Below are 22,935 nucleotides of genomic sequence, written 5' to 3'. Positions count from 1 at the left end.
CGTCGTCGCCAACACTAGATCCTTAGTCTAGCCTGTCTGCCAATTCCAGCACTTCCGCTTTTCTCTGTCCACAACAACTTTTGTTTGTCACGAACAATATGTATACTATCAGATTCTTTTGTGCTTGTCAACAATTTTTTTAAATTTTTTTATTTATTTTTTTCATACTATTACCATTCACCGACAAATCACATCTTTGGCTGCATATATACCTTTACTAGTACAACATACCTTTACTGGTACAAAGAAAATTAAATCTTATTATGATTACCCGTTTTATTATCAATTACTCGTTGTACGAATCGGCATGACAGTATACCACATAACAATCCGACTACAACTCCTCCGATAACATCACTCGGATAATGTACGCATACATAAATCCTTGATAACGCCATCAGGACTGCAACTATAAGTGCAAAAACACCTATATGCCTTGTTTTTTTATCTGCAAGTGCTGGCACAACTGCCGCAAATGAGCTTGCAGTATGACCTGACGGAAATGAATAGTCCCTCTGTGGTGGTACTAAACACCTTATATTTTCAAATGCATCGTATGGTCTTGTTCTGGCAAAAATATTTTTCAATATTCCATTACATATTATAAGTTCAAGTATCAGTGCCACTGCACAGGTAATCCCGATTTTTCTGGTTTTAGGATATATAAGCAGTGCAAGTGTAAACAATATCCATATAAGCCCATAATTTCCAAGTGAAGTAAAAATACTTACAATCGTATTTAAAACTTCTCCTCTCAAATTATCCTGCACATAATACAGAATATTCATATCAATGTTTGTAATCCATGAAATCATATTTTTCTTAACAAATCTCCAATCCTTATTTTGGGACTGCTTTATACTCCGTCCGCTTTTCTACATCTGTTTCCTTACCACCCTGTATTCATCACCGTTCCTGTAATAAGGACATGACTCAAATTTGCTTGTCATAAACCTCACAAGGTCATCCTCATCCATATTTACATCACATACATACTCCTCATATTCCTCGTCATATGTATAATTTGCACATGTATCGCACTCTGCCATTGTATACCTCCGTTTTTTCGCTGTTCGCTTCGCTCATATAATTTTTCAAGGAAAAATCATCGCCTGCGAGCAGGCATGCTTTTTCTTTTCCACGTTACAAACGAATGCCAGCTCAAAAACTTCGTTTTTTCGCTGTTCGCTTCGCTCATATAATTTTTCAAAGAAAAATCATTGCCTGCGAGCAGGCATGCTTTTTCTTTGAAAAATTGCATTCGTTTGTATATCATAACATACCTTATATCATTTTTACAATAATGACGCTTGCTATCATTCCTGCTAGTGTGCATAGAAGTGCCCCCGGCAATGTCCAGCCTGTTTTTTCAAATGGCTTACTTTTATCACTTCCTGTGGCAAGAAAGTACACTGATATCGTATAAAATATCGTTTCTGAACAACTCATTAGTATCGAGGCGAGCTGTCCCTCTTCCGAATCCGTTCCGAATTTTTTGAAAATGTCAAGCAGTAAACCTGTTGCTGCCGATGATGAAAACATTTTTACAAGCGACAATGGTACGAGCTGTGACGGAAATCCTATGACTGACAGCGGTTTTGCGAGTGCGTCACCTATTATATCGAGTATCCCTGATGTCCTTAATATCCCGACCGCAAGCAGCAGCCCTATAAGCGTTGGCAGTATCTCATAAACCACCTTAAATCCATCTTTTGCCCCTTTTGTAAATGCGGCAAACATATCAATCTTTGTGCTTAGTCCAAGTATAACTACACCAAATATTACCATTGGTATTATAATGTTAGATAAATAGTTTATCATCGCCTGCTCCTTCTATGGATCTGTTATTATTCCATTGCAAAAATCTAATTTCTTATGTATAATAAATACTTGAGAAATTACACTTTTATGATAAGGAGGTCTCATGAGTACAGTTTTTATCGCAGATGATGAATTGATAATAAGACAGGGTATCAAATGCATCATTGATTGGGAAGAACTTGGTTTTGAGATAATCGGGGAGGCATCAAATGGTGTGGACGCCCTCAACTTTATTTTGAGCAAAAAGCCAGATCTGGTTCTTATGGATATACGGATGCCTAAAATGTTAGGTCTTGAAGTTGTTGAAAACGCAAGAAAAAGAGGTTTTAACGGAAAAGTTATCATTCTTAGCGGATATACTGATTTTAAATATGCTCAAGCTGCAATCAAAAATGGAGTTGACTACTATCTTACAAAACCTATTGATGAAGATGAACTCTATGAAACGGTAAGTGCCATAAGCTCACAGATAAATAAAGAAGCAAAAGAAGAGGAAACTTTAAGCAATTATCGTGACAAAGCCAAAAGTATGATCCTGTTCGACATACTCACTGGTGTCCCAACAATAAACAATATAGCTGATATGAATATCCATTCGGATATATATCAGGTTGTCATATATGAAAAATACAGTCATCATGCGACTGAACTTCCATACAAATTTTCGGATCTGCTGAAAGTTACCAATGAAGCAAACAGTTCTTATGAAAGTGTTGAGATAGAACAAAATGAGGTTATTTTACTAAAGGGTGCTTTTACCCTTCATAAATTTCAGGAATTTCTTGAACATTATAACAGAGAGCAGAAACCTCAGGAAAATTCTCCTCTCGATTCATTATTTATAGCATACGGTAGAGAGGTCACCTCACTTGAAGATGTACATATCTCCTACGAAGAAGCCCACAAACTGTTACAGCGAAGATTTTTCTGTGAGGACAAGCAGCATACTATAGGATATGACGAACTTCCTCTTGAAGAATTAGAAAACACTTATGAGATTTCTGACAGCCACCTGCAGGAATACTGTGAAAAACTTACGGGATATATTCAGGCATCAAAAAGGAATCAGATTGCTGAAACTTTGCATGAACTTGAGCATAATCTTTTTAACTCGACAAGCGATATTTCAAGGATAAAGCTGTTCCTCACTGATCTATACCTGTCGATAAAAGAAAAGATCTCGCACCTGTATCACAATGCAAATATCCCATTTCCGGGAAATGCAGAAATCATTGATTATATAGGAAGCAAATATTATCTTTATGAGATAATGCTCTACTTTACCGAACAGTTTGATATGATAACACGAACTATTGGAAATCCTACGAGCGAGGGCGTTATGGACGATATCATCCACTATATCGAGCACAACTATATGGATAATATCAAACTTGAAAACATTGCACCGCTTTTCGGTTACAATAGCTCATATCTCGGAAAGATATTTAACAAAAAAGTAGGCGAGGGATTCAATATCTTTGTTGATAAGGTAAGGATAAAACATTCAAAAGAACTTCTCCTTACGACTGATCTTAAAGTTTATGAGATAGCTGAAAAAGTCGGCTACAAAAATGTTGACTATTTCCATACAAAATTTAAAAAGTATGTTGAGATGAGTCCCGCTGAATTTAGAAAGAAAAATAAAGATCTATGATCAAATAGCAGAGCGGATTACGAATATCCGCTTGACTATAAATAAAAATAATGCAGATATCTTTAACCTGATATCTGCATTATTTTATACTTATATCTTAAATCCCCCAACACGGTCATTAAGACTGTTAGCCACCTTTTGATTTGCATCCGCTTCCTCGCCTATATGTTTGACATTATCAGAAATATCAACAGCTAATGATGCTACACTTGAAACTGCATTAGCATTTTCCTCTGCTGCTGTATTTATCGCCCCTGCTGTCTCATTTATATGCTCAACTTCTTCAAGAAGTTTTCCTGCATTCTCAGAAAATCTTGCTACCATCTCACTTATACTTACCGCATCATTCTTATATTCTGAACTCGTTTTTACAAGCTCTCCATATCCGTCTTCTACAAGCTGGTTCATAAACTGTATAAGTTCTTCTGAATTTTTTGCAAGTGCATTTACCGCCGGAACAACATTTTCCATTACATGACTTATCTTTCCGGCAGCAGCCGCAGAATCCGTTGCAAGTTTGTTTATCTCACCTGCCACAACTGCAAAACCTTTTCCAGCTTCACCAGCTCTTGCAGCCTCTATGCTCGCATTAAGTGCAAGGAGCGTAGTCTGCTCAGTGATTGCAATGATATCTTCTGTCAGACTGTCAATCTGTGAAACGGCTTTTGACTCCTCTATCTTTGTATTCATCAGCTCCGCCATCTTATCAGCTTTTACTTTTGCATCCTTTTGAGCCGTTACAGCTTTATCTCTTACCTTCTCTGCTCTCATCCTTATATCTTCAGAATACTCACTTCCGTTTTCAGCTTCTGTGTCTATGTCACCAATATTTTCACGCATAACACCGATTGCTTCATTTATACGGTTTATTGAAGCCGCTGTCTCCTCCATCGAAGCGCTCATCTCCTGCATTGTCGCTGATACATCGGTAACATTTTCTCCTGCAAGTTTAATCTTTTCAACCATTCTGTCTGATGCACCTGCAAGCAATTTTGAATCATCGAGCGTTTCCCTTATGATTCCCCTGAAATTGCCTATCATATGATTTACATTTCCAGTAATTCTTCCAATCTCATCATTTGAATTTATCTCAAGCGACTTTGACAGATCTCCATCACTCTTGGCAAGCTCCTCAATTTTTTCTCCAACTTTCTTGAGGTTTCTCATAATCGTGTTCATTATCAGGCTGAGTGCAATACATGCAACAACTACAAAGATTATTGTCAATGTGATTATTGACATCTTGCTTTTATTTAACTGCTGTACCAGAGTTGACGCATCATAGTCAACACCGACTGCCGCAACAACATTTCTTGCATTATCGGTAACGGGAGCATAAGCCGTAATCACGTTACCATATTTTGTATAGTCAATATAACCTTCCGTTGCTGTCTTTTTTTCCTCATAAACATCTTTTAAATGTGTATAGTCCTCATCATATTTTTCTCCAAAACTTGATTTCTCCTTACTATCAGAACTGTCCGAAACATAAGTTACTTTTTTTCCATCTGTAGTAAGTACATAAACATATTTTACTTTATATTTGCTGGCAAGATAATTTAAAAACAGAGCAAGATTATTTAATTCTGTACTTTCCTCGCCCTCCTTGATGCAATCACTTACAAGTTGGGAATCAATGTTGTCTGCGACTATCTTAGACATCTTTTCTGCATCCTCAGCACCCTGTTTAACATATCCGCTTTTTTGCGAACTATAAGTGACAATGCCCTGCAATGTGCTAACTACCAATATAAGCACTGAAACTATAAAAATAACTTTAATCTTAATACTTCTAAGTCCTACTTTCATACCAGACTTAAGCTTTTGCTTAGCTTTCTCACTGTCAATTTTTTCTTTTTTCATAAACATACCGTCCTTCAATTATTATCCTTCTAACTTAATGTATAGCCTGTTTTTATATACCCGTAAAAAACATTACAACTAAAACCGTAAATTATTATATCTCACATTTTTTTCTTATTCAACTACCATTTTTACCACTATCATAATGGCTAAATCAGAGTGTTGCCTGCTACACCACAAGTATGAAAAATAACACAGCGTTTATTTTTAAGTTTTCTCTGTAAACATCAACAGATTTGACAAAAAATAAACACTGTGTTATTGTTATAGATAGTGTTGTAAACTTACAATGCGATGCGGATATGATGGAATTGGCAGACATGCAAGATTTAGGTTCTTGTGCCGCAAGGCGTGCAGGTTCGACTCCTGTTATCCGCACAACCTCAGAAGAAGCTCCATTTTATGGGGCTTCTTTTAATTTTGAAAAGAGCAGTGCTTTAACCGGCATTGCTCTTTTTTGCATTTTGACACCTGCTTTGACAGCATACAATATTCTCCATGCAAAAACTTGACATTCCAAACAAACCAATATATCCTACAAAAAAGGAGATTTGATGTGAATACAGATATTAAAAATACTATTTCTGCTACTGATAACAGTGCTAAATATGACCAATGTGCCAAACAGCTACTTGCTCAAAAATATATTTTGGCTAACATACTTGTTAAAACCATAGAAGAGTTTAATGGTATGAAAGCAAACGATGTTGTCAAATATATTGAGGGTGAACCATATATTAGTGTAGTCCCTGTTGAACCTGGCACTACCAATACCATTTTAAGTGACAACCCTAAAATAGTCGGCTTTAACACTGAAAACTTTGAAATCAATGAGGGCTTGATAAGGTTTGATATAATTTTTTATGTAAGAGTGCCTTCAAAATCAGGTAATAACTCAAATCCTGAAAATGAACTATCTCAGGTAATTGTAAATATAGAAGCACAAAAAGATGAACCCCAAAAATATCAAATCATAAACAGAGCTATTTTTTATATAAGCAGACTTGTATCATCACAGAAGCAAAGAGATTTTATAAATATGAATTATGATGATATTAAAAAAGTTTATTCTATTTGGGTATGCATGGGTATGAAAGAAAATACAATGTGTCATATACATCTTACAAAAGATGACCTCATAGGAAAACATAATTGGCGTGGCAACCTTGATTTATTAAATATAATAATGATAGGAATATCCGATATCCTGCCAGAACATGATAACACTTACGAAATGCATCGTTTACTAGCTGCTCTTTTTACTGACACATTGAATGCAAAGGAAAAAATTGATATAATAAATAAAGAATATGACATACCTATTGAAAACGATATTGAGGAAGGAGTGAATATTATGTGTAATTTAAGCCAGGGAATAGAGGATAAGGCACTTGAAAAAGGTAAAGCTGCTGGTATTGCCGAGGGTAAAGCCTCTGCTCAGATTGATATCATTTTGAATATGTATAATAACAACTTCACAATAGAACAAATAGCTTTAGCCACACAATATAATGTCGATAAAATAAAGGAAATCATTGCAAAAAACTAAATCAACATTAACAGTCCTTTTAAAAGAGATGCTTCAGTGCATCTCTTTTTTGTTTTCATATTTAGTAACTTATTTACTGTGTCTTAAATCTCTCCACTGAATCAGACATCTCATTTGCCGCCGTACTTACCGTTATGGACATACTGCTTACATCTTTTACTATTTTCAAAACATCCTCTCCTGCCTTGAGAGTTTCTTCTACATTCTGCATATTAGTTTCAGCTTCCATATTAAGATTATTTATATCATTCGCTATATAAGAGGTTTCTCCCTCAAGTTTTTCCGTTGCTTCCCTGATATTCGTGACACCCTCGGCAACAGATGTGATACATCTCTTTACTTTTTCAAAAATCTTTCTTGTGCTGTCCATATCATCTGACTGTCTGTTTATGGCACTCTGCACAGTCTCCATCGTTGATATGGTCTTTTCTGAATTTTGTCCAAGGTTCATTATCATCTTTTCTATATCCGCTGATGCAGCATTGCTCTGGTCAGCAAGTTTACTTATCTCAACTGCGACTACTGCGAAACCTTTTCCGCTCTCTCCTGCCCTTGCAGCTTCTATTGAAGCATTGAGGCTTAACAGGTTCGTTTCATCAGCTATAGAAGAAATAAGGTTTACAGCTTCCTTAATTTTCTCCACTGATATATCAGTCTCACTTGTCTGCTTTTTTATCCTGTCTATCGCATCAAGCACTTCTTCATTTGAGTTATATAAATTTTTTAGACTGCTGTCTACATCCTTTCCGGACTGTAACATATCGTCAGCAGCATCAGAAAGCCCATCTACCTCATCGCCCGTCTGTTTAAGCATAGTGTTGATATTATTTACATTATCAGTAACATGACCAGTGACATCCGCCTGATTTTTTGCACTTGAAAGTACACTCTTAAGATTCTCACTGATTGAATCCATAGCGTCACTTGCCTGTCCTGCAACACTGCTCATATCATTTGATGAACGGTCAAGGCTAAGAGTATTCTCTGATATCGAACCTATCATATTGTGAAGACTTTCCTGAAGACTTTTTGTACTTGCCGAAAGTTTTCCTACTTCATCTTTTCTGTTCAGGCTCTTTTCATTTATGTTTACATTCAGATTTCCGGAAGCCATCTTCTGCACAACCAGAACACTATCCTCAATAGCACCTGCTATCCCTTTTGATGCAATAAAGCACACTATTATAGTGAGTATCAGAACGATACCGAGTACAAAAAACAGCAATCCACTTACAAGGTTTATCGTTTTATCAACAACCTTTACAGGCATACCTGCAAATATCATTCCTATTATTTCATCACTGTTATTCTGCTTTACAGGAATATAATATCCATAATACATCGTGCCTTCTACACTGACACGACTTGTAAATACATCCTCACCCTCTTGCAGAACCTTCTTTTTTATATAATCGCCTGCCCTTGAGCCTAATATGTAATCACCGTTTTTGTCTTTCAGAGATGTGACTATACGCTCATCACCATAAAAAAATGTAAGACTGCTTCCCGTTTTTTCACTCATCTCCACCACAAGATTCTGTGAAAGTGAAACATTATAAGTGCCTTTCCATATCTCATCGGAATCATTTTTAAAATATTCGCCTGAATTTTGATTATATGCGGTATTCAGTGCCTCCGCCGTTGCCTGCAGTTCATTCTCCGTTTTATATAACAATGCATTTTTTATAACCGTATTATTTATGATAATAACAGCAATGCAGACTACAAATATCGGCAACAGTGCAACAAACAGTATCTTGTATTTAAGCTTCCAGTTTTCAAATATCTTCTTCATATGAAATCCACCTACTTCCATTTAAGTTTTGAAACATTGTGGTAATACCAGTTCATACTACCTGTTATAGCTGAATCATCAAGTGTCTTTCCCTTTTTGCCTACAGTCTTTCCCGTATTTGTTTTAAGTACCCCGTCAAATACTCCAAAATCCCCTGAAATTATCTTTTCTTTTGCATCCTGTACCTTTTGTGAAGTCTGCTTGTCACAGAGGGATGATAACCCAGTTAAACTTACAAGATTTTCCTTCATTCCTCCATAATAATTTTTTCCTTCATATGAAGCATTTATTATACTGCTGATATATGATGTATAAAATGCACTCCAGTTCCATATTACAGATGTAAGCGTGGCTTTCGGTGTCTCCTTGCTCATATCTGAATTGTATCCTATAGCCCATGTTCCATTATTCTCTGATGCCTCCTGAGGTGCTGTCGTGTCACAGTGCTGTGCCAGCACATCACATCCAGCCTTTATAAGTGCGTCAGAAGCCTTTTTTTCATTGTCAGGTGAATACCACGAATTTGTCACTGCGACTTTTATCTTTGCATTTTTATTGACTGATTCAACTCCAAGTGCAAATGCATTAACACCTCCTGTACATTCACTATTATCAGTTCCCATAGCTGAAACATATCCTATCTTATTTGTCTTTGTTTTAAGTCCCGCAACTATGCCTGACAGATATCTCGCCTGATATATCCTTCCAAAATAATTGATAAAGTTTTTGCCATTACTCATATAACCTGTCGCATGTGCAAAATATATATCAGGATATTCCTCTGCAAACTTTGCTACCTGCTCCATGTAGCCCCAGCTTGTCGCAAAAATAACATTGCATTTCTTGTCAACACAATCCTGCAAAGCCTTCTTTACTGCTTTTTCATCACCGTCACTTACACTCTCTTTTCTAACTATCTGATCGTCTTCAAGACCAATATTGTTTGCCATACCCTGAATACCTATTTCATGTGCATATGTATACCCAGAAGTTTCTGAAGCACTTCCTATATAGAGGACTCCTATCTTGAGATTTTCTTTAGAAATAGTCTTCATCCCTGCCGGATTTGTATCTGATGTTTTCTTAGATGTACCTGTTATGTTTCCACTCTTTGGTGAATCACCATTATTTCCCGTATCATTAGTAACAAAATCCACTATCTCACCACCACTGCCACATGCAGTTAAGGAAAACAACATCGATAGCACCATAAATAATGCTAAAACTTTTTTCTTCATAGCAAACTCCTTTCTAAAATTCGTATACCACCACTCAACATTTTTGCCACCCTATATTCGACATTCCACAACCTGTTTTTACACAAAACAAAGTATTTTTTATACACATTTTAGCATAATGACATGCAAAAACAAAGAAATTTATCAAAAAAATTATAATATATAAATGCTATTTTTTATGAAAAAATATTTGCCCTATCGAAATCGTTGTGATATTCTTATAGGGTATCTTAGATGGAAAGGGGTGGCGAGCATGTCTTTTGACAAAAAACAAAGCAGATATATAAGTCTGGTTATCATACTCTGTATAATCGCATCATGCTTTAGTATTCATACATCTGCTATTTCTGCGCTTTCCACTGATAATTTAAATTCTGACTTTCCACACACGATATATACGACTTCCATAAGTTCTGCCCACGCAGATGCATGTACACCTGAAATGCTCGGCAGACAGGAATTAAACTCACAGTCAAGGGCTGTTCATAGGGGCAATTGTTTTTCACATTCATACAAATTGCTTTTACATGTGATCAATATTATTGATTCAATACACATCCCACTGTATCACAGTTCCATTGAAGATTTTTTTGATCAATGTGAACCAAAATCCACTGTCGTCATTATAAGGTATATACATTTATTGGACGGCAAAAAGAAAGGGGTACATAACTTTTCACCAGTTTTTTATGATTAGGAGGAAAAAGTTATGTTACGAATCATTTTGGTTATCATTGGTATCGTATTCATTGTTGGACTTACAGCTTTCGGTCTGTGGTTTTCAAACAGCAGTGTTGACGGAACTAACGAACATGGCGATGATATGATAAATAAAAGCACAGAAAAGTAAATCAGCTAATTTGAAAGGAGCTAATCATCATGAGAAAAACTAAAATTATTTGTACCATTGGTCCAGCCAGTGAGAGCGAAGAAATATTAAAACAGATGTGCAAAGCAGGTATGAATGTTGCAAGACTTAACTTTTCGCACGGAACTCATCCTGAACATCAGCAGAAGATAGACAGAATCAAGAAAGTAAGAGAAGAATTAGGACTTCCGATAGCCATAATGCTTGATACAAAAGGTCCGGAATATAGAATCCGCACATTTGAGAATCATAAGATCACTCTAAAAGACGGTGACACCTTTACATTTACTACTGACGAGGTTGAGGGGAACAACGAGCGTGTATCAGTAAGTTATAAAAACCTTATAAACGAACTTAAAGTAGGTGACACCATTCTGGTAAACAATGGATTACTTATTTTTGAGGTTGCCAAACTCAAAGGGAATGATGCTATATGCAAAGTAAAAGTCGGCGGAGAAATGTCTGACCGTAAGAGCATGAACTTCCCTAATCATGTGATGACCGGTCCTTATCTGAGTGAACAGGATAAAAAAGATTTGCTTTTTGGCATAAAAAATGAGGTTGACTTTGTTGCAGCATCTTTTGTTTCAACTAAACAGGATCTTTTAGACCTTAGAAACTTTTTAAATGAAAACGGCGGTTCAGATATTGATATCATCGCTAAGATTGAAAACCGCTCAGGTGTAGAGAACATTGAAGAACTTTGTGAGATTGCAGATGGAATAATGGTTGCCAGAGGTGACCTTGGTGTGGAAATTCCTTTTGTAGAAGTTCCAGCCATCCAGAAATATCTTATCAAAAAATGCAGACTTCTCGGAAAGAGAGTTATAACAGCTACAGAAATGCTTGAATCAATGATACAGAATCCTCGTCCTACGAGAGCAGAAATCTCTGATGTTGCAAACGCAGTCTATGATGGTTCATCGGCAATAATGCTTTCGGGTGAGTCCGCTTCAGGTAAATACCCTGTCGCTGCCGTCAAAAACATGGCAGAAATTGCTTTATATACAGAAAAGAACATTGATTATGCGAAACGCTTCAGGACTACTGAGTATAGAATTAAAGATAACACTGATGCCATATCCCATGCCACATGTGCAATGGCTATTGACACAAACGCAAAGGGTATCGTCATCAGCTCACTCTCAGGAAATACAGTCCGTATGGTAAGCCGTTTCCGCTGCCCTGTTGACATAATCGGCATGACAACATCCGTAAAAGCATGGAGAAAATTAAATCTGAGTTGGGGGGTAACTCCTGTTCTCAGCGAGGAATTTAACTCTGTTGATGTCATGTTCTATCATGCAATGAATCATGCAAAGAAAATATTTAATCTTGAAAAAGGTGACAATGTTGTCCTCACAGGCGGTCAGGTGAGCGGTGTATCAGGTAAGACAAACACAATTCGTGTAGAAGCCGTTTCAAAGTAGGCTAAGACAGCTTTTATCTAATATCAAAACCATATAAAAACAAAAAATTATCATGCATGAGATATTTTATAACATTTCTCATGCATGATACATAATAACAACAACATAGTTTATTAGTCTATAATAGTCTTTACCTTAAGTTTTATAACACTCTCACTGTAATTTGCCAGTCCATAATAATCTTCACCATAATCTTCAAGATAAAACTTATAAGAATTTCCACACTCTATCTTTGTCATGTTTTCTACAAGACTTATTAATGTATCTTTTCTTCCTCCAAGTGTTTTTATATAAACAATCTCCGATTTTTCTTGTCCTTTCTCAACTCTGCCCACTTTTACTTTCCATATGGTATATAAATTATCTTCAAGTACTTCATACGAATAATCTATAACATCACCAATTATCACAATATCCGATGCTTTTTTTAATTTTTTTTCTGTTCCGTATATTCTTTCATCTGCAGTCATGCTCTGGACTGATGTTGCCTTATCAGCAAATGCAATTACATCTTTTCTATTGATATTACCATACTTATATATCGGAGATTCTTTTAATGCCATTGCAGACTGTGTTGTATTTACAAAACCATAATCACTATTTCCATAATCTTTCAATGCAAATACATATGCATCTCCTACATTTATGTCAGCCGCACCTGATAATATATCATCACTGCCATCTATTTTTCCACCAAGTCTTTTTGCATATATCGTGCTGGCACAATCACCCTTATATTTATCCTTAACCTCAATCTCATATATCGTATATGGCATCTTTTCATTGGCTGTGCCTATTTCAAGCATTTTTGTTTTCTGTGCAACAACAGTCCCCGAAACAAGGATATCTGCCGCTTTTACAAATTTTGAAGCCATATTATACTCAGGTTCATCAACACTTATATAATTTACAATATCATCAGCCGTATTATCTGATATATCATAAGCAACTTTACTGCTGTATTTTCTTTTTACATTTGAAACATCGAAAACTTGTGGCTCATATATTGTATTTCTATTTCGTCCATGATTCATAAGAGACATATTATATCCTGCCGGCGAATCAACCGGATTGTCCGCAAGCCAGTACAAATGCCCTATTTCATGAGCAACTGTACTTTGGGCAAATCTACTAAAATTGGATGCATCTCTTGATATTGTTCTATCATTTATCTTTATCTCCGACTTGCTTGTGTATCCGGTACTCACATTATAATACGACTTTGTAAGACCATACCAGCTATCGGCATAAGAAGCAACTTCCAAAGCGCTTACAGGCGTTACAGACTGCTCTACCTTAACTCCTGCACCTGAATTGTTCCATGTTTCTATTGCATTTTTAATAACCGTCGCCCATTTATCGCTTAAACCACTCACTTGCGACAAAGTAGCATTCTTACTTTCCAAACCATAATCATTATATACAGCTGCTTTTGAAAATGATACACTTTGAAGTGAAAGCACTGTGACCATTGTATATGCTATAATTTTTTTCCTAATCTTAATCATATAATCTCCTCCCTTAATAACCTTCAAAATATACTATTTATCTTTTTTAATCATCTGTATAAGTTTCCTTGGCATCTTTGGTTCAAAAAACATATAACAGCTTGCACTTGTTGCATGCTTAATCGCTATATGTTCTAAAATTTTTTCAAGAATCTTTTTCACCTCCCCAGAATATAGAATATATTGTTTTAAAACAATTACACTATACCATATTAAAAGCTCTTTGTGTGAAATCATGTCTAAATGGTCGCTTCTTGTGCTTAAATGGTCAAATCTTAATAAATTTTGTCAACTGAATGGTATTTCTACCACTGCTTTTACTATATTTTTGTCCTGTGTTATCGAAAAAGATCCCCTAAGTTTTTTTACATTTTCTTTCACACTGCTTATTCCAATCCCATGTACTTCTGACTCTTTCTTGCTGCTTTTCTCAAAGTCAATTTTATCGCAAGCCACACTATTTAATACTTTTATATTTAAACTTTCAAATATATATGAAATATTAACCTCAAAATATTTTTCTTCTGTTTGCACTGCCGCTCTTATTGCATTATCCAAAAGGTTACCCAAAATTGAAGCCATTACAAAATCGTCAATCTGTAACCCTTGTGGAATATTAATATTATATATCGGATGTACGCCCTGCCCCTGTGCATACATTAGTTTTGAATTTACTATTGCATCTATTCCCAAATATCCACTCTCAACATATATTGATTGCTTCTTTAGTTCACCTATCTCTTTATTCACAAGCTCTGCTATCTGCTTATACTGCTCTTTTTCCAATAAATCTCTCATATATATAAGTTGATTCTTATAATCATGCAGCCTTTTTCTCCACATATCAAAAGTTGTTCGTTCCTGCTCCAATGAGTTATATAAAACTTTACTATGTAATGCTACAAGTGCCATTTCTTCATCTTTGTTTCGATTATCTTCAAACATAAAGATGCTGAATATTACTAAAATATACATAAATATCAATATTGCCATCATAACCATTTGTAAGAAAGAAATTCTATCTTTTTTCAGACTGTCACTATACATATATAATGCTAACATTATTATTCCTGAAGACAACAGTGTTATTATTACTACACTGCTTCGCCGTAATGCCCTTACATCTTTAAAGCATATTTTTATTCCAAATGCTAAAATAGCTTTAGATAAAAATACCAACACTATTCCAATAAGACGGTATTTTGTTTCCACTAAAAAAATACTTAATGGTTTTTGAAAAACAAATGCCACAATATATGATACTACATCTTCTAAAAATAGCATTGACAGTATATCTACTATCTTTGCCAGAAGTATTCTATCATACTTTCTTTTATATATAAGACACAATCCCAGTAAACTTATTGTCTGTGCTACAAAAAATTTATTTACCGAAAAAATAGCAGCTCTATCTGCAAAAATCACAAATATAAACTGACTTATCACTGTCAATGCCGCAATTTTCTTCTTTCTTTTATCAAACCTTTCCCCCATAAAAGCACTTACAAATATAATCGAAAAAAAAGGCTCCATCAAAGATGAAACCAAATTTAACAAATCACACCAATTTCCTATTGTCATCGTCTATCCCCCCAGTAATCTATCACAATCTTTTCAACTTCTGCCTTTTTTCGTCTTGATATTTGAAATATTTTATCCTCTTCAAGACCTATATCACCTTTACTCATAAATTTTATATATCTCAATCCAATTACACACCCACTATTTACCTGAACAAATGCATCGTCTTTTTCTTCCACTATCTTTCTTAATTCTTTAATTTTATATTTCGTCAAAATAACATTCCCATCTGACAGATATACATTGCACCTTCTGTTTTCTATCTGATAATATAATATCTCACTTGTTTTTATATGGTAATTTCCATCAATTGACTTTACCCGGATATACTCATTCTTTTTTGTATCAACATTTTTGCAGGCAGCAATAAGCGCATACAATAATTCTTCCTTTATAAATTGTTTTCTTATATATCTCAATGGTGCAAATTCAAATGAACTGTACACATATTCATCATGTCCTGTAAGAAAGATAATTACAATATCAAGATTATTTTGCCTTATGTATTTGGCTATATCAAGACCGGACATCTTAGGCATATCTACATCAACTATCAATATATCACTTTGAAGCTCACGATTATTTATTCTCTCCATAAGATAATCCGTATCAGTATATTTTATCACTTCTACAGGATATGGCAGTTTCGTCTTTATTCTCTCTATTTCATCTTCAGTTCTTTGCAAACTTTCTGCTTCATCATCACAAAGTATTATACTAACCATTACTTTTCCTCATTTACATTTAATTTAAAAAACTCTATCAGCTTTTGAAGTATAAACATAAACAAAACACATATATTAAATATTACTGCCCATGCTACACTTTTAATTTTTAAATAAACTCCCATAAATATCAAAATCATATCAGCAATTATCATTATGTTTACAATTTTTTTATTATAATTTTTATCCTTCAACGCCGGCATAAACAGACATAATATTGACATTAGAAGCCATGCAAACAACATTCTATCTTCACTTAATTGATATATTTTACATCCCAAAAACATAACTGCCAAATACATACTTATTGATACTGTCATACACACATACTTATTTTTATAATGAAAACCGCCCAGATTTCTTCTAAGCATTACAAAAAATATAATAAACATAATAAAACTCTGAATATTATGAGTAAATATACTTACAAGAAATATTATAACAAGTGACAGTGCATTATACAATATAACTTGTATTGCATATTCATATATATCTCTTTTTTTATAATCTTTGAGCAACTTGTTACGATATGCCCAAATAACAAAATCATCAATCAAATATTCTATCATAATTCCCCCTCTTTTATAAGCAAGTTATCCTGCTATCTTCCTGCTTCCTTTGTATAATACACAAAAGCATCTTCCAGATTATGAATATTTTCATGTGTCTTTCCCAAATTTAAAATGAGATTGTGAGCCGTATCCTGCACGATGATTTCTCCCGATTTAATCAAGATTACTTCCTTTGCTATGTCTTCAACATCACTTACCACATGTGTCGCATACAAAATGGTACACTTCTCTGAAAGCTCCTTGACAAAATTTCTAAAATCATATCTTTCTACCGGATCTAAACCTACCGTTGGCTCATCCAGTATGACAAAATCCGGATTTCCAAGCAATGCCTGTACCATAAGAACTCTCTGCTTCATTCCACCGGACAAAGTTGAAATCTTTCGATTGACAACATCCATGATGTGCAGTCTTTCAAGCAAATAAGAAATTTCATCTCTGACCTCTCGTTTTTTTAATCCCTTTAGTGCAGCAATATAATTCATACATTCTAAAACAGAAAATTCTTCGTACAAACTCTGCTTTTGTGGCACATATCCTACTTTTTTTCTATAATCTTTTCCGAGTTTTTTTATATTCTCATCTCCATACAAAATATCGCCACTATAATTTTGAATACTGTCAACCAGCAGACTGATCAAAGTGCTTTTGCCGGCTCCATTCGGGCCAAGCAGCGCATAAACACCACCCCGCATTTCTATATTGACATAAGATAATACTGTTTTTTTGTTATACGCCTTAACCAAATTTTTTACAACTATTTTTTTCATGCACTCTCACCTCTCATAATCATTTTTCCAACCACTATGCCCAGAAAATTTAACACCAATAAATGCAAACCATAAAATCCAAACAAGATAAAACCTATCTTCGTATTGATAATCCCAAATGGAGCGTTCCATGCGATACAATCCCAATTTAAACTCAACGGATGAACTGAGTAAACACGAGAAACGCTATATAGCCAGCCGCCATACAAAACTCCCATCAAAAATAAACTATAAAAAAATATCATCTTGTATTTCGAGCGAACCAACGCATTTTTTCCATAATAGGTAGAATACAACAAAAGTTTTCTCTCCACTTTATTGTCTACCCCATAAACACAAAACGCAAAGATAGCCATCGCTATGATTGAAAAAAATTCAACAAAACGAAATATAAGTGCTTCATCCCCTATGCCGAGTGCCAGCAAATAACCCTTTTCATATAAAATATGGCTTGCTTTCTTTTTCTCTTGCAAAAGTATTTTTTTATATACCTGATTTGCCCCTTTTTCTCTTTTTATACCGCTCTCAAGAATTGATGTATATTCACTCGAAAAAGTCTTGCCACTCTCAAGCTCTGTTTTCCATGTTTCAATTTCTTTTATTATATCTTGCATATACTTTTTCGCTTCAGGTACTGTTTTACCATGAATTTCCATCATATATTTTTCGTAGTAAAGTTTATCAACATCCCCTACATCTTGCACATCTGTCACAGAAATAAAACAGCCTGCACCCAATACTGCCAAAAGCAGCATCCATCCCTTCTCACAAACCCAATATTTTTTCATCTCATAAAATAAAATCTCTAATTTCGACGGTATGTTCAAACATAGCCTTGTCTTTCCGGCAAATTCTATCTGCCTTCCATTTTTTCCGGCAAAACCGGGATACAAAAAGAACCCGGATATTCCTAACAAAAGAACCAGCATCACACCAGACACTAACAAAACGAAATAGGTATCAATGGGATAATTCAATACATTCACACAGGAATATTGCTCTGTTATATTTCTGATATCCATAAACTGTATTAAATTAATCCTGCGCACCAGATACAACCAGCTATTTTCCTGAATATTTAACCATAAATAACTTTCCAAAAAGAAAATCCCGGCTATCATAGTAAATGCAATATTTCTTTTCTTCCACAAAAGGATAAATACATAAAAAATACTAAAAAATAAAATTCCCACCAATATTTTAAAGCATCCATATACGACCAAAAACTTTCCTTGCGATATGATCAATGGAAAACCTTTAAAGATATATAAGTTCTGTACCTTCCTAACTGGATTTCCAAAACCATATAAACAATAAATGATAAGACATTTCATTACATAAAATATGGCGGCCGTAATACCTGCCAAAAAAACACCCACACCATATTTTACTAAACCGAGCCCTTTTCTTCCATTTGGCATAGTAAAATAAAAACTTAGAATGTCTTGTTCTTTTTCATGTATCAGTAAAATATATGCCAGTAAAAAGCACATACCAAGCATAATTATTTCAAAACAATCTACCTGTAGCAGCCTCTCCATTCCATATGCATCAATCTCCTTTTCTTTCACATTCCTAAACTGAGAAAAGTCTGTTTTAATCTTTTGCCGTAATCTCTTAGAATACTCATTTTTATCAAAAACAGAGATTTCATTTTCCTGCCTGTCCAATACAGAATCAACATACTCTCCATAGTGATTACTATAATATGCCTGCTTGTATATAACATTGTATAATTGATCCTCTGCCTTATAAGAGTTTGTATATAGTTCATTTTTTTCAAAATCTTTCTTTTCCGCAAATTTTTCCAATGTATTTATATCCATACTCTTTACATCGTGTATCATATTTTTATATGCGTTACCGGAAAAATCTCCTCCCACACCTACACTTTTAACAAGGTATAAAATACACATAAAAAAACAAACAACAGCACTATTACAATTCTTTTTTTATTTAGAACCCTTCTACATTCATTACTGAACATAACTTCAACTCCCTGTAATTTTTGCCAGATCATTTTTTCTGTATATCCACTTTCCATTCTTGTCCATTCCATAAACTGTGTCTTTGAACATCCAGAAAATAGAATCTGACGAAGTGCCTGTTTTTTTTGACTCTTTAAACCTATCTACCCTATAATAACTTTCCTCGCCTGTTTTATCATCAAAAACTGCATAAAAGGCAGCATCATCAAATCCAATCGCTTTTACAAGTCTTGTCTGGCTCCCGTTATAGATACATTGTGTGTGCCGGGTTTTTACATTATATTTTTTCATGCCCTTATCATCAGAAAATATAATGACATCCTTTCCCATCGCAACACCAGATATACCTGATGAAAGACTTTTGGAAAGAATCCTTTTTTCCTTTCCCTTTAAATATTCCAGATACAATAAGGTATGCTCCTGCTTTATATCGTCTTTCTTTTCTATAATCTCCTCTGCATTCAAGTCACAAAAATTGTGTGAAAAGCAAACTATGTCATCCCTCACATCCAATGATAATATTTTATTGCCAACACTGGTAGAATGATAAAGCGTTTCTTCTGTGTCCTTTTGAAAATCATAGACACGAATACCTGCCTCTACATCTATCTTTTCTTCCTTTGCTTTCAAATCATATCCATTACAATATGCCACATACAGACGCTCATTCTGACAACATACTGCTGTTACAGTCTGCATATTCTGAAAAGTATGCAACACCTTACGATTGGTTCCATCTGTATTGCAACGAACCAAATCCACACTTTTAAAATCCTTTTTCGCATCTATGTTCCCCAGATAGAAAAGATATTCACCATTATAAGAAACTAAGGTATGATTAAGACCTTCAATCCATCCATCACATTCTTTGTCTTTGTGCTGACAACCAATTTTTTGACAAATTGGAGTTTCCTTTTTTGTACTTATATCCACAAAAGTGATTCCATTTTCGCCATATTTAAACATCCCATCATTCCCATACAATGCTCCTGAAAAAGATGCATCACAAAACCACTCTTGCATAGATGATTTTGTATCACTTTCTGCTCTATTCAAAAAGAAAATCACTAAAACGACTCCCACCGCAAATGCAAAACATATGCCACAGACAAGCATGATGACCTTAGATATTCTTTTTCCAGTTTTCATATTGTCTATTCACTTCCTTTAGCAGTTTCTTTTGCTCCTCGGCTACTTTTTTCTTTGCGTTCTCATATTCATCAGGAAATGTACTCTCTTTCCAGATATCATAATATTCTTCTCCCGCATCTGTATAAGAGCTTACATTCTTAAAATTCTTGAAATCCAGTTGAAACCCGGCAAATTTTGAAGTTTGACAATTTCTTGAACTATATATCTGTTTCTTTTGTTTTCTAATATTTTTGTAATAAACTGTCTCCTCCGTCGTTGGAATTGAACCTCGAAACAAGCCAAGCACATCCACTAAGCTATAACTAATATCATCACTTACAATTCTTCCATTCTTTATGGTATAATCTTTTCCCTCTTTTCCATACAACAGAAGTCTTGTATAATCATCTCTGGTATATAACAGCGTTAATAATTGTAAAGCATTTTCTTTCTTTTTACTTTTTTCACAAATACCCGTCGTTCCACCATTACGCTCAAAATTTACTGTAAAATCCAGATCCTTTACCAATACACCATCTAAAGAATCCACCATCTTGGTTCTCTTTGTCAATAAAACTGCAAACTTCTTATTTTTAATCAGCTCTTTAATCTTGCTTTGATCATCTTCATTTTGGTTAAAAGCACAAAGCTCGTTGATCTGGCCTGCCTTATTTAAATCGTAAAACATTTTTTCCAGTTTATATATATTGGAATTTTCAAATATACTTGATATTGTTTCTTTTTTCCCATCAAAATATATGCCATAATCAATGTTTCCGCCTAAAATACCGGCAAAATCTTCGAGAGACAGATCAAACAAAAGCTTGTCACTATCTGTTTTATTTTGTGATAAGTATCTGTTTATAGATAAAATGTCTCCATCAAAATCGTCTGCTTTTTCCCCTAACACATCTTTATTAAAGACAATACAATATTTTCCGTCTGCAAAAATACCATTTGGCACCGTATATACCTTGCCATCCACCTCTACAGATTTCCACAAAGGATCTTCAAAAGCACCATATAATTCACTTTTTTCTTTTTTTATCTTGTCATCTAAGCACATCAAAAGATTATCTTTGCATAATTCTGTCACATAATTTCTTTCATCTGTATTTTGACCTGCCAGTGCAATATCCGTCTTTCCATTCTTTAGTACCTGACGAATCTCACTGTCATACTCATCTTCCTTTAAATATTGAAATTTAAGTTGAAAGGCATATCCGTCTTTCTTTAATTTTTCGTTAAAATATTTCAAATATGTTTCATTCACATTGACATCATCGGATACTGTCCAAACAATATCTGACGATGATGCCGAAACTAATCTGCCCTCAATATCTGCTTTTTCAGTGTTCTTAACAGCTTCATTCTCAAGTATTTTTTCCTGCTTTTGTACATCTTTTGAACAACCACACATTAATACAGATATGAGCATGAGTAAATTAATAATTAACCCTCGCCGTAGTTTCCTTGGCATCTTTGGTTCAAAAAACATATAACAACTTGCACTTGTTGCGTGCTTGACCGCTATATGTTCTAAAATTTTTTCAAGCTTTTTTTCAAACATCTTTTTCACCTCCCCAGAATATATAATATATTGTTCCGAAACAATTACACCATACCATATTAAAAGCTCTTTGTGTGAAATCATGTCTAAATGGTCGCTTTTAATGTCTAAATGGTCAAATCTTAATGAAATTTATCAACTGATTGATATTTCTACCACTGCTTTTACTATATTTTTGTCCTGTTTACACTGCTGCTCTTATTGTATTATCTAAAAAATTTCTCTCTCCTTAAAACCAAAGGCACAACTATCTTGCCTGACTTGCAAAATAGTTGTGCCTTCATACTGTACTATACTTTTTAATACGACTTTTTCTTTCCTGAAAATCTCTGTCATTTGCCGTCTATCAACACCTTACAACTTAAAAAGCATAAGCTGTAAGGATTTTGGCAATGCTTCGCATCCTAAATTGCCAAAATCTTCACACGATACTTTTTCTTACGATATTTTCAGTTCTGAAAATATCTGTTATTTACCTTCTATCAACACTTCCTTGCCTTTAAACGCAAAACCATAGTGATGGATATTGTCCGCTTTTACTCCCCGCTTTATCAGCTCAGCTTCGTAATTCTTTTCTTCTATCTGCTTTAACGCTGCTTCTACTGTTTCCTCGAGTGTATTTTCTTTTCTTTGATTTATTACTTTAAATTCTATAATAATGCCCGGATAATGCGTATTGTTTTTATCCTTTGGTTCTAGCATTATGTCATATCTGCCGAAACCACTTTCTCTATTTGATGTTATGATATAATTTTCTGACTGGTCTACCATAAGACCGAGAACAAAGCCATGGTAAAAACGCGATGACTGAGCGGTCATCGCATACAAGTTTGAACTATCGTTCAAACTTGAGCCATTAGCTACTCCTTGAC

Annotated in this window: 20 protein-coding genes and 1 tRNA gene; 5 read left to right on the top strand and 16 right to left on the bottom strand. The window is 34.6% G+C overall.

Annotated elements, in window-relative coordinates; all coding sequences use genetic code 11:
- Positions 1-251: 251 nt before the first annotated feature.
- From KQI69_RS02380 to KQI69_RS02370, 3 genes are all read right to left on the bottom strand, one after another.
- Positions 252-758, bottom strand: a complete 507-nt coding sequence (locus KQI69_RS02380; protein WP_253288961.1) for a phosphatase PAP2 family protein — start codon at positions 756-758, stop codon at positions 252-254.
- Between the two features lie 117 nt (positions 759-875).
- Complete coding sequence (locus KQI69_RS02375) at positions 876-1,049, bottom strand: DUF6472 family protein (protein ID WP_216563684.1); 174 nt, start codon at positions 1,047-1,049, stop codon at positions 876-878.
- Positions 1,050-1,284: 235 nt separating this feature from the next.
- Entirely contained in the window at positions 1,285-1,821 is a 537-nt protein-coding gene (locus tag KQI69_RS02370) for a nucleoside recognition domain-containing protein (protein WP_216563683.1), read from the bottom strand.
- 103 nt (positions 1,822-1,924) lie between these two features.
- On the opposite strand from KQI69_RS02370, the gene KQI69_RS02365 reads away from it, so the two are divergent.
- Complete coding sequence (locus KQI69_RS02365) at positions 1,925-3,475, top strand: response regulator (protein ID WP_216563682.1); 1,551 nt, start codon at positions 1,925-1,927, stop codon at positions 3,473-3,475.
- Positions 3,476-3,565: 90 nt separating this feature from the next.
- On the opposite strand, the gene KQI69_RS02360 is transcribed toward KQI69_RS02365, so the two are convergent.
- Entirely contained in the window at positions 3,566-5,338 is a 1,773-nt protein-coding gene (locus KQI69_RS02360) for a methyl-accepting chemotaxis protein (RefSeq protein ID WP_216563681.1), read from the bottom strand.
- A gap of 296 nt (positions 5,339-5,634) precedes the next feature.
- Between KQI69_RS02360 and KQI69_RS02355 the strand changes: the two genes are divergently transcribed.
- Positions 5,635-5,716, top strand: a tRNA-Leu gene (locus KQI69_RS02355).
- Positions 5,717-5,894: 178 nt separating this feature from the next.
- The gene (locus tag KQI69_RS02350) at positions 5,895-6,887 is read left to right on the top strand and encodes a hypothetical protein (RefSeq protein WP_216563680.1); all 993 of its coding nucleotides are present in this window, start codon (positions 5,895-5,897) and stop codon (positions 6,885-6,887) included.
- Between the two features lie 73 nt (positions 6,888-6,960).
- Here the strand turns inward: KQI69_RS02350 and KQI69_RS02345 are convergent, their stop codons facing one another.
- Positions 6,961-8,682 carry a methyl-accepting chemotaxis protein gene (locus KQI69_RS02345; RefSeq protein WP_216563679.1) on the bottom strand — a complete coding sequence of 574 codons (1,722 nt, stop codon included), beginning with the start codon at positions 8,680-8,682 and terminating at the stop codon, positions 6,961-6,963.
- A gap of 11 nt (positions 8,683-8,693) precedes the next feature.
- The gene (locus KQI69_RS02340; protein ID WP_216563678.1) at positions 8,694-9,920 is read right to left on the bottom strand and encodes a BMP family ABC transporter substrate-binding protein; all 1,227 of its coding nucleotides are present in this window, start codon (positions 9,918-9,920) and stop codon (positions 8,694-8,696) included.
- A gap of 709 nt (positions 9,921-10,629) precedes the next feature.
- On the opposite strand from KQI69_RS02340, the gene KQI69_RS02335 reads away from it, so the two are divergent.
- Both KQI69_RS02335 and pyk read left to right on the top strand, forming a co-directional pair.
- Entirely contained in the window at positions 10,630-10,770 is a 141-nt protein-coding gene (locus tag KQI69_RS02335; protein ID WP_216563677.1) for a hypothetical protein, read from the top strand.
- 29 nt (positions 10,771-10,799) lie between these two features.
- On the top strand, positions 10,800-12,218 hold the full coding sequence (pyk, locus tag KQI69_RS02330) for a pyruvate kinase (protein WP_216563676.1): 1,419 nt from the start codon (positions 10,800-10,802) through the stop codon (positions 12,216-12,218).
- Positions 12,219-12,331: 113 nt separating this feature from the next.
- On the opposite strand, the gene KQI69_RS02325 is transcribed toward pyk, so the two are convergent.
- The 10 genes from KQI69_RS02325 to KQI69_RS02280 all read right to left on the bottom strand — a co-directional run.
- Complete coding sequence (locus KQI69_RS02325) at positions 12,332-13,726, bottom strand: hypothetical protein (RefSeq protein WP_216563675.1); 1,395 nt, start codon at positions 13,724-13,726, stop codon at positions 12,332-12,334.
- 33 nt (positions 13,727-13,759) lie between these two features.
- On the bottom strand, positions 13,760-13,963 hold the full coding sequence (locus tag KQI69_RS10615; RefSeq protein WP_216563674.1) for an AgrD family cyclic lactone autoinducer peptide: 204 nt from the start codon (positions 13,961-13,963) through the stop codon (positions 13,760-13,762).
- A 51-nt stretch (positions 13,964-14,014) separates the two neighbouring features.
- Positions 14,015-15,307, bottom strand: coding sequence for a sensor histidine kinase (locus KQI69_RS02315; protein WP_216563673.1), 1,293 nt, complete (start codon positions 15,305-15,307; stop codon positions 14,015-14,017).
- Positions 15,304-16,032, bottom strand: a complete 729-nt coding sequence (locus KQI69_RS02310; protein WP_216563672.1) for a LytTR family DNA-binding domain-containing protein — start codon at positions 16,030-16,032, stop codon at positions 15,304-15,306. The genes KQI69_RS02315 and KQI69_RS02310 overlap by 4 nt, the downstream gene beginning before the upstream one ends.
- The gene (locus KQI69_RS02305; protein WP_216563671.1) at positions 16,032-16,601 is read right to left on the bottom strand and encodes an accessory gene regulator B family protein; all 570 of its coding nucleotides are present in this window, start codon (positions 16,599-16,601) and stop codon (positions 16,032-16,034) included. The genes KQI69_RS02310 and KQI69_RS02305 overlap by 1 nt, the downstream gene beginning before the upstream one ends.
- Positions 16,602-16,633: 32 nt before the next feature.
- Positions 16,634-17,374 (bottom strand): ABC transporter ATP-binding protein, encoded by a 741-nt coding sequence (locus KQI69_RS02300; RefSeq protein ID WP_216563670.1) that lies wholly within the window; start codon positions 17,372-17,374, stop codon positions 16,634-16,636.
- The gene (locus tag KQI69_RS02295) at positions 17,371-19,257 is read right to left on the bottom strand and encodes a hypothetical protein (RefSeq protein ID WP_216563669.1); all 1,887 of its coding nucleotides are present in this window, start codon (positions 19,255-19,257) and stop codon (positions 17,371-17,373) included. Before KQI69_RS02295 ends, KQI69_RS02300 begins: the two co-directional genes overlap by 4 nt.
- A 108-nt stretch (positions 19,258-19,365) precedes the next feature.
- Complete coding sequence (locus KQI69_RS02290; protein ID WP_216563668.1) at positions 19,366-20,511, bottom strand: hypothetical protein; 1,146 nt, start codon at positions 20,509-20,511, stop codon at positions 19,366-19,368.
- Entirely contained in the window at positions 20,486-22,063 is a 1,578-nt protein-coding gene (locus KQI69_RS02285) for an extracellular solute-binding protein (RefSeq protein WP_216563667.1), read from the bottom strand. The genes KQI69_RS02290 and KQI69_RS02285 overlap by 26 nt, the downstream gene beginning before the upstream one ends.
- Before the next feature lie 468 nt (positions 22,064-22,531).
- A partial coding sequence (locus KQI69_RS02280) for a PD-(D/E)XK nuclease domain-containing protein (RefSeq protein WP_216563666.1) occupies positions 22,532-22,935 on the bottom strand: 404 nt, incomplete at its 5' end.

The sequence above is a fragment of the Eubacterium sp. MSJ-13 genome, assembly GCF_018918235.1.
Taxonomy (GTDB): domain Bacteria; phylum Bacillota; class Clostridia; order Lachnospirales; family Lachnospiraceae; genus Butyribacter.
This window is presented reverse-complemented; position numbering and strand designations above follow the sequence as displayed.

Excerpts from the sequence above, each read along its gene's own strand:
- KQI69_RS02335 (WP_216563677.1), top strand. The coding sequence starts at position 10,630 with ATGTTACGAATCATTTTGGTTATCATTGGTATCGTATTCATTGTTGGA.
- pyk (WP_216563676.1), top strand. The coding sequence starts at position 10,800 with ATGAGAAAAACTAAAATTATTTGTACCATTGGTCCAGCCAGTGAGAGC.
- KQI69_RS02325 (WP_216563675.1), bottom strand. The coding sequence starts at position 13,726 with ATGATTAAGATTAGGAAAAAAATTATAGCATATACAATGGTCACAGTG.
- KQI69_RS02345 (WP_216563679.1), bottom strand. The coding sequence starts at position 8,682 with ATGAAGAAGATATTTGAAAACTGGAAGCTTAAATACAAGATACTGTTT.
- KQI69_RS10615 (WP_216563674.1), bottom strand. The coding sequence starts at position 13,963 with ATGATTTCACACAAAGAGCTTTTAATATGGTATAGTGTAATTGTTTTA.
- KQI69_RS02310 (WP_216563672.1), bottom strand. The coding sequence starts at position 16,032 with ATGGTTAGTATAATACTTTGTGATGATGAAGCAGAAAGTTTGCAAAGA.
- KQI69_RS02370 (WP_216563683.1), bottom strand. The coding sequence starts at position 1,821 with ATGATAAACTATTTATCTAACATTATAATACCAATGGTAATATTTGGT.
- KQI69_RS02365 (WP_216563682.1), top strand. The coding sequence starts at position 1,925 with ATGAGTACAGTTTTTATCGCAGATGATGAATTGATAATAAGACAGGGT.
- KQI69_RS02300 (WP_216563670.1), bottom strand. The coding sequence starts at position 17,374 with ATGAAAAAAATAGTTGTAAAAAATTTGGTTAAGGCGTATAACAAAAAA.
- KQI69_RS02290 (WP_216563668.1), bottom strand. The coding sequence starts at position 20,511 with ATGAAAACTGGAAAAAGAATATCTAAGGTCATCATGCTTGTCTGTGGC.
- KQI69_RS02360 (WP_216563681.1), bottom strand. The coding sequence starts at position 5,338 with ATGAAAAAAGAAAAAATTGACAGTGAGAAAGCTAAGCAAAAGCTTAAG.
- KQI69_RS02315 (WP_216563673.1), bottom strand. The coding sequence starts at position 15,307 with ATGACAATAGGAAATTGGTGTGATTTGTTAAATTTGGTTTCATCTTTG.
- KQI69_RS02285 (WP_216563667.1), bottom strand. The coding sequence starts at position 22,063 with ATGTTTGAAAAAAAGCTTGAAAAAATTTTAGAACATATAGCGGTCAAG.
- KQI69_RS02340 (WP_216563678.1), bottom strand. The coding sequence starts at position 9,920 with ATGAAGAAAAAAGTTTTAGCATTATTTATGGTGCTATCGATGTTGTTT.
- KQI69_RS02305 (WP_216563671.1), bottom strand. The coding sequence starts at position 16,601 with ATGATAGAATATTTGATTGATGATTTTGTTATTTGGGCATATCGTAAC.
- KQI69_RS02375 (WP_216563684.1), bottom strand. The coding sequence starts at position 1,049 with ATGGCAGAGTGCGATACATGTGCAAATTATACATATGACGAGGAATAT.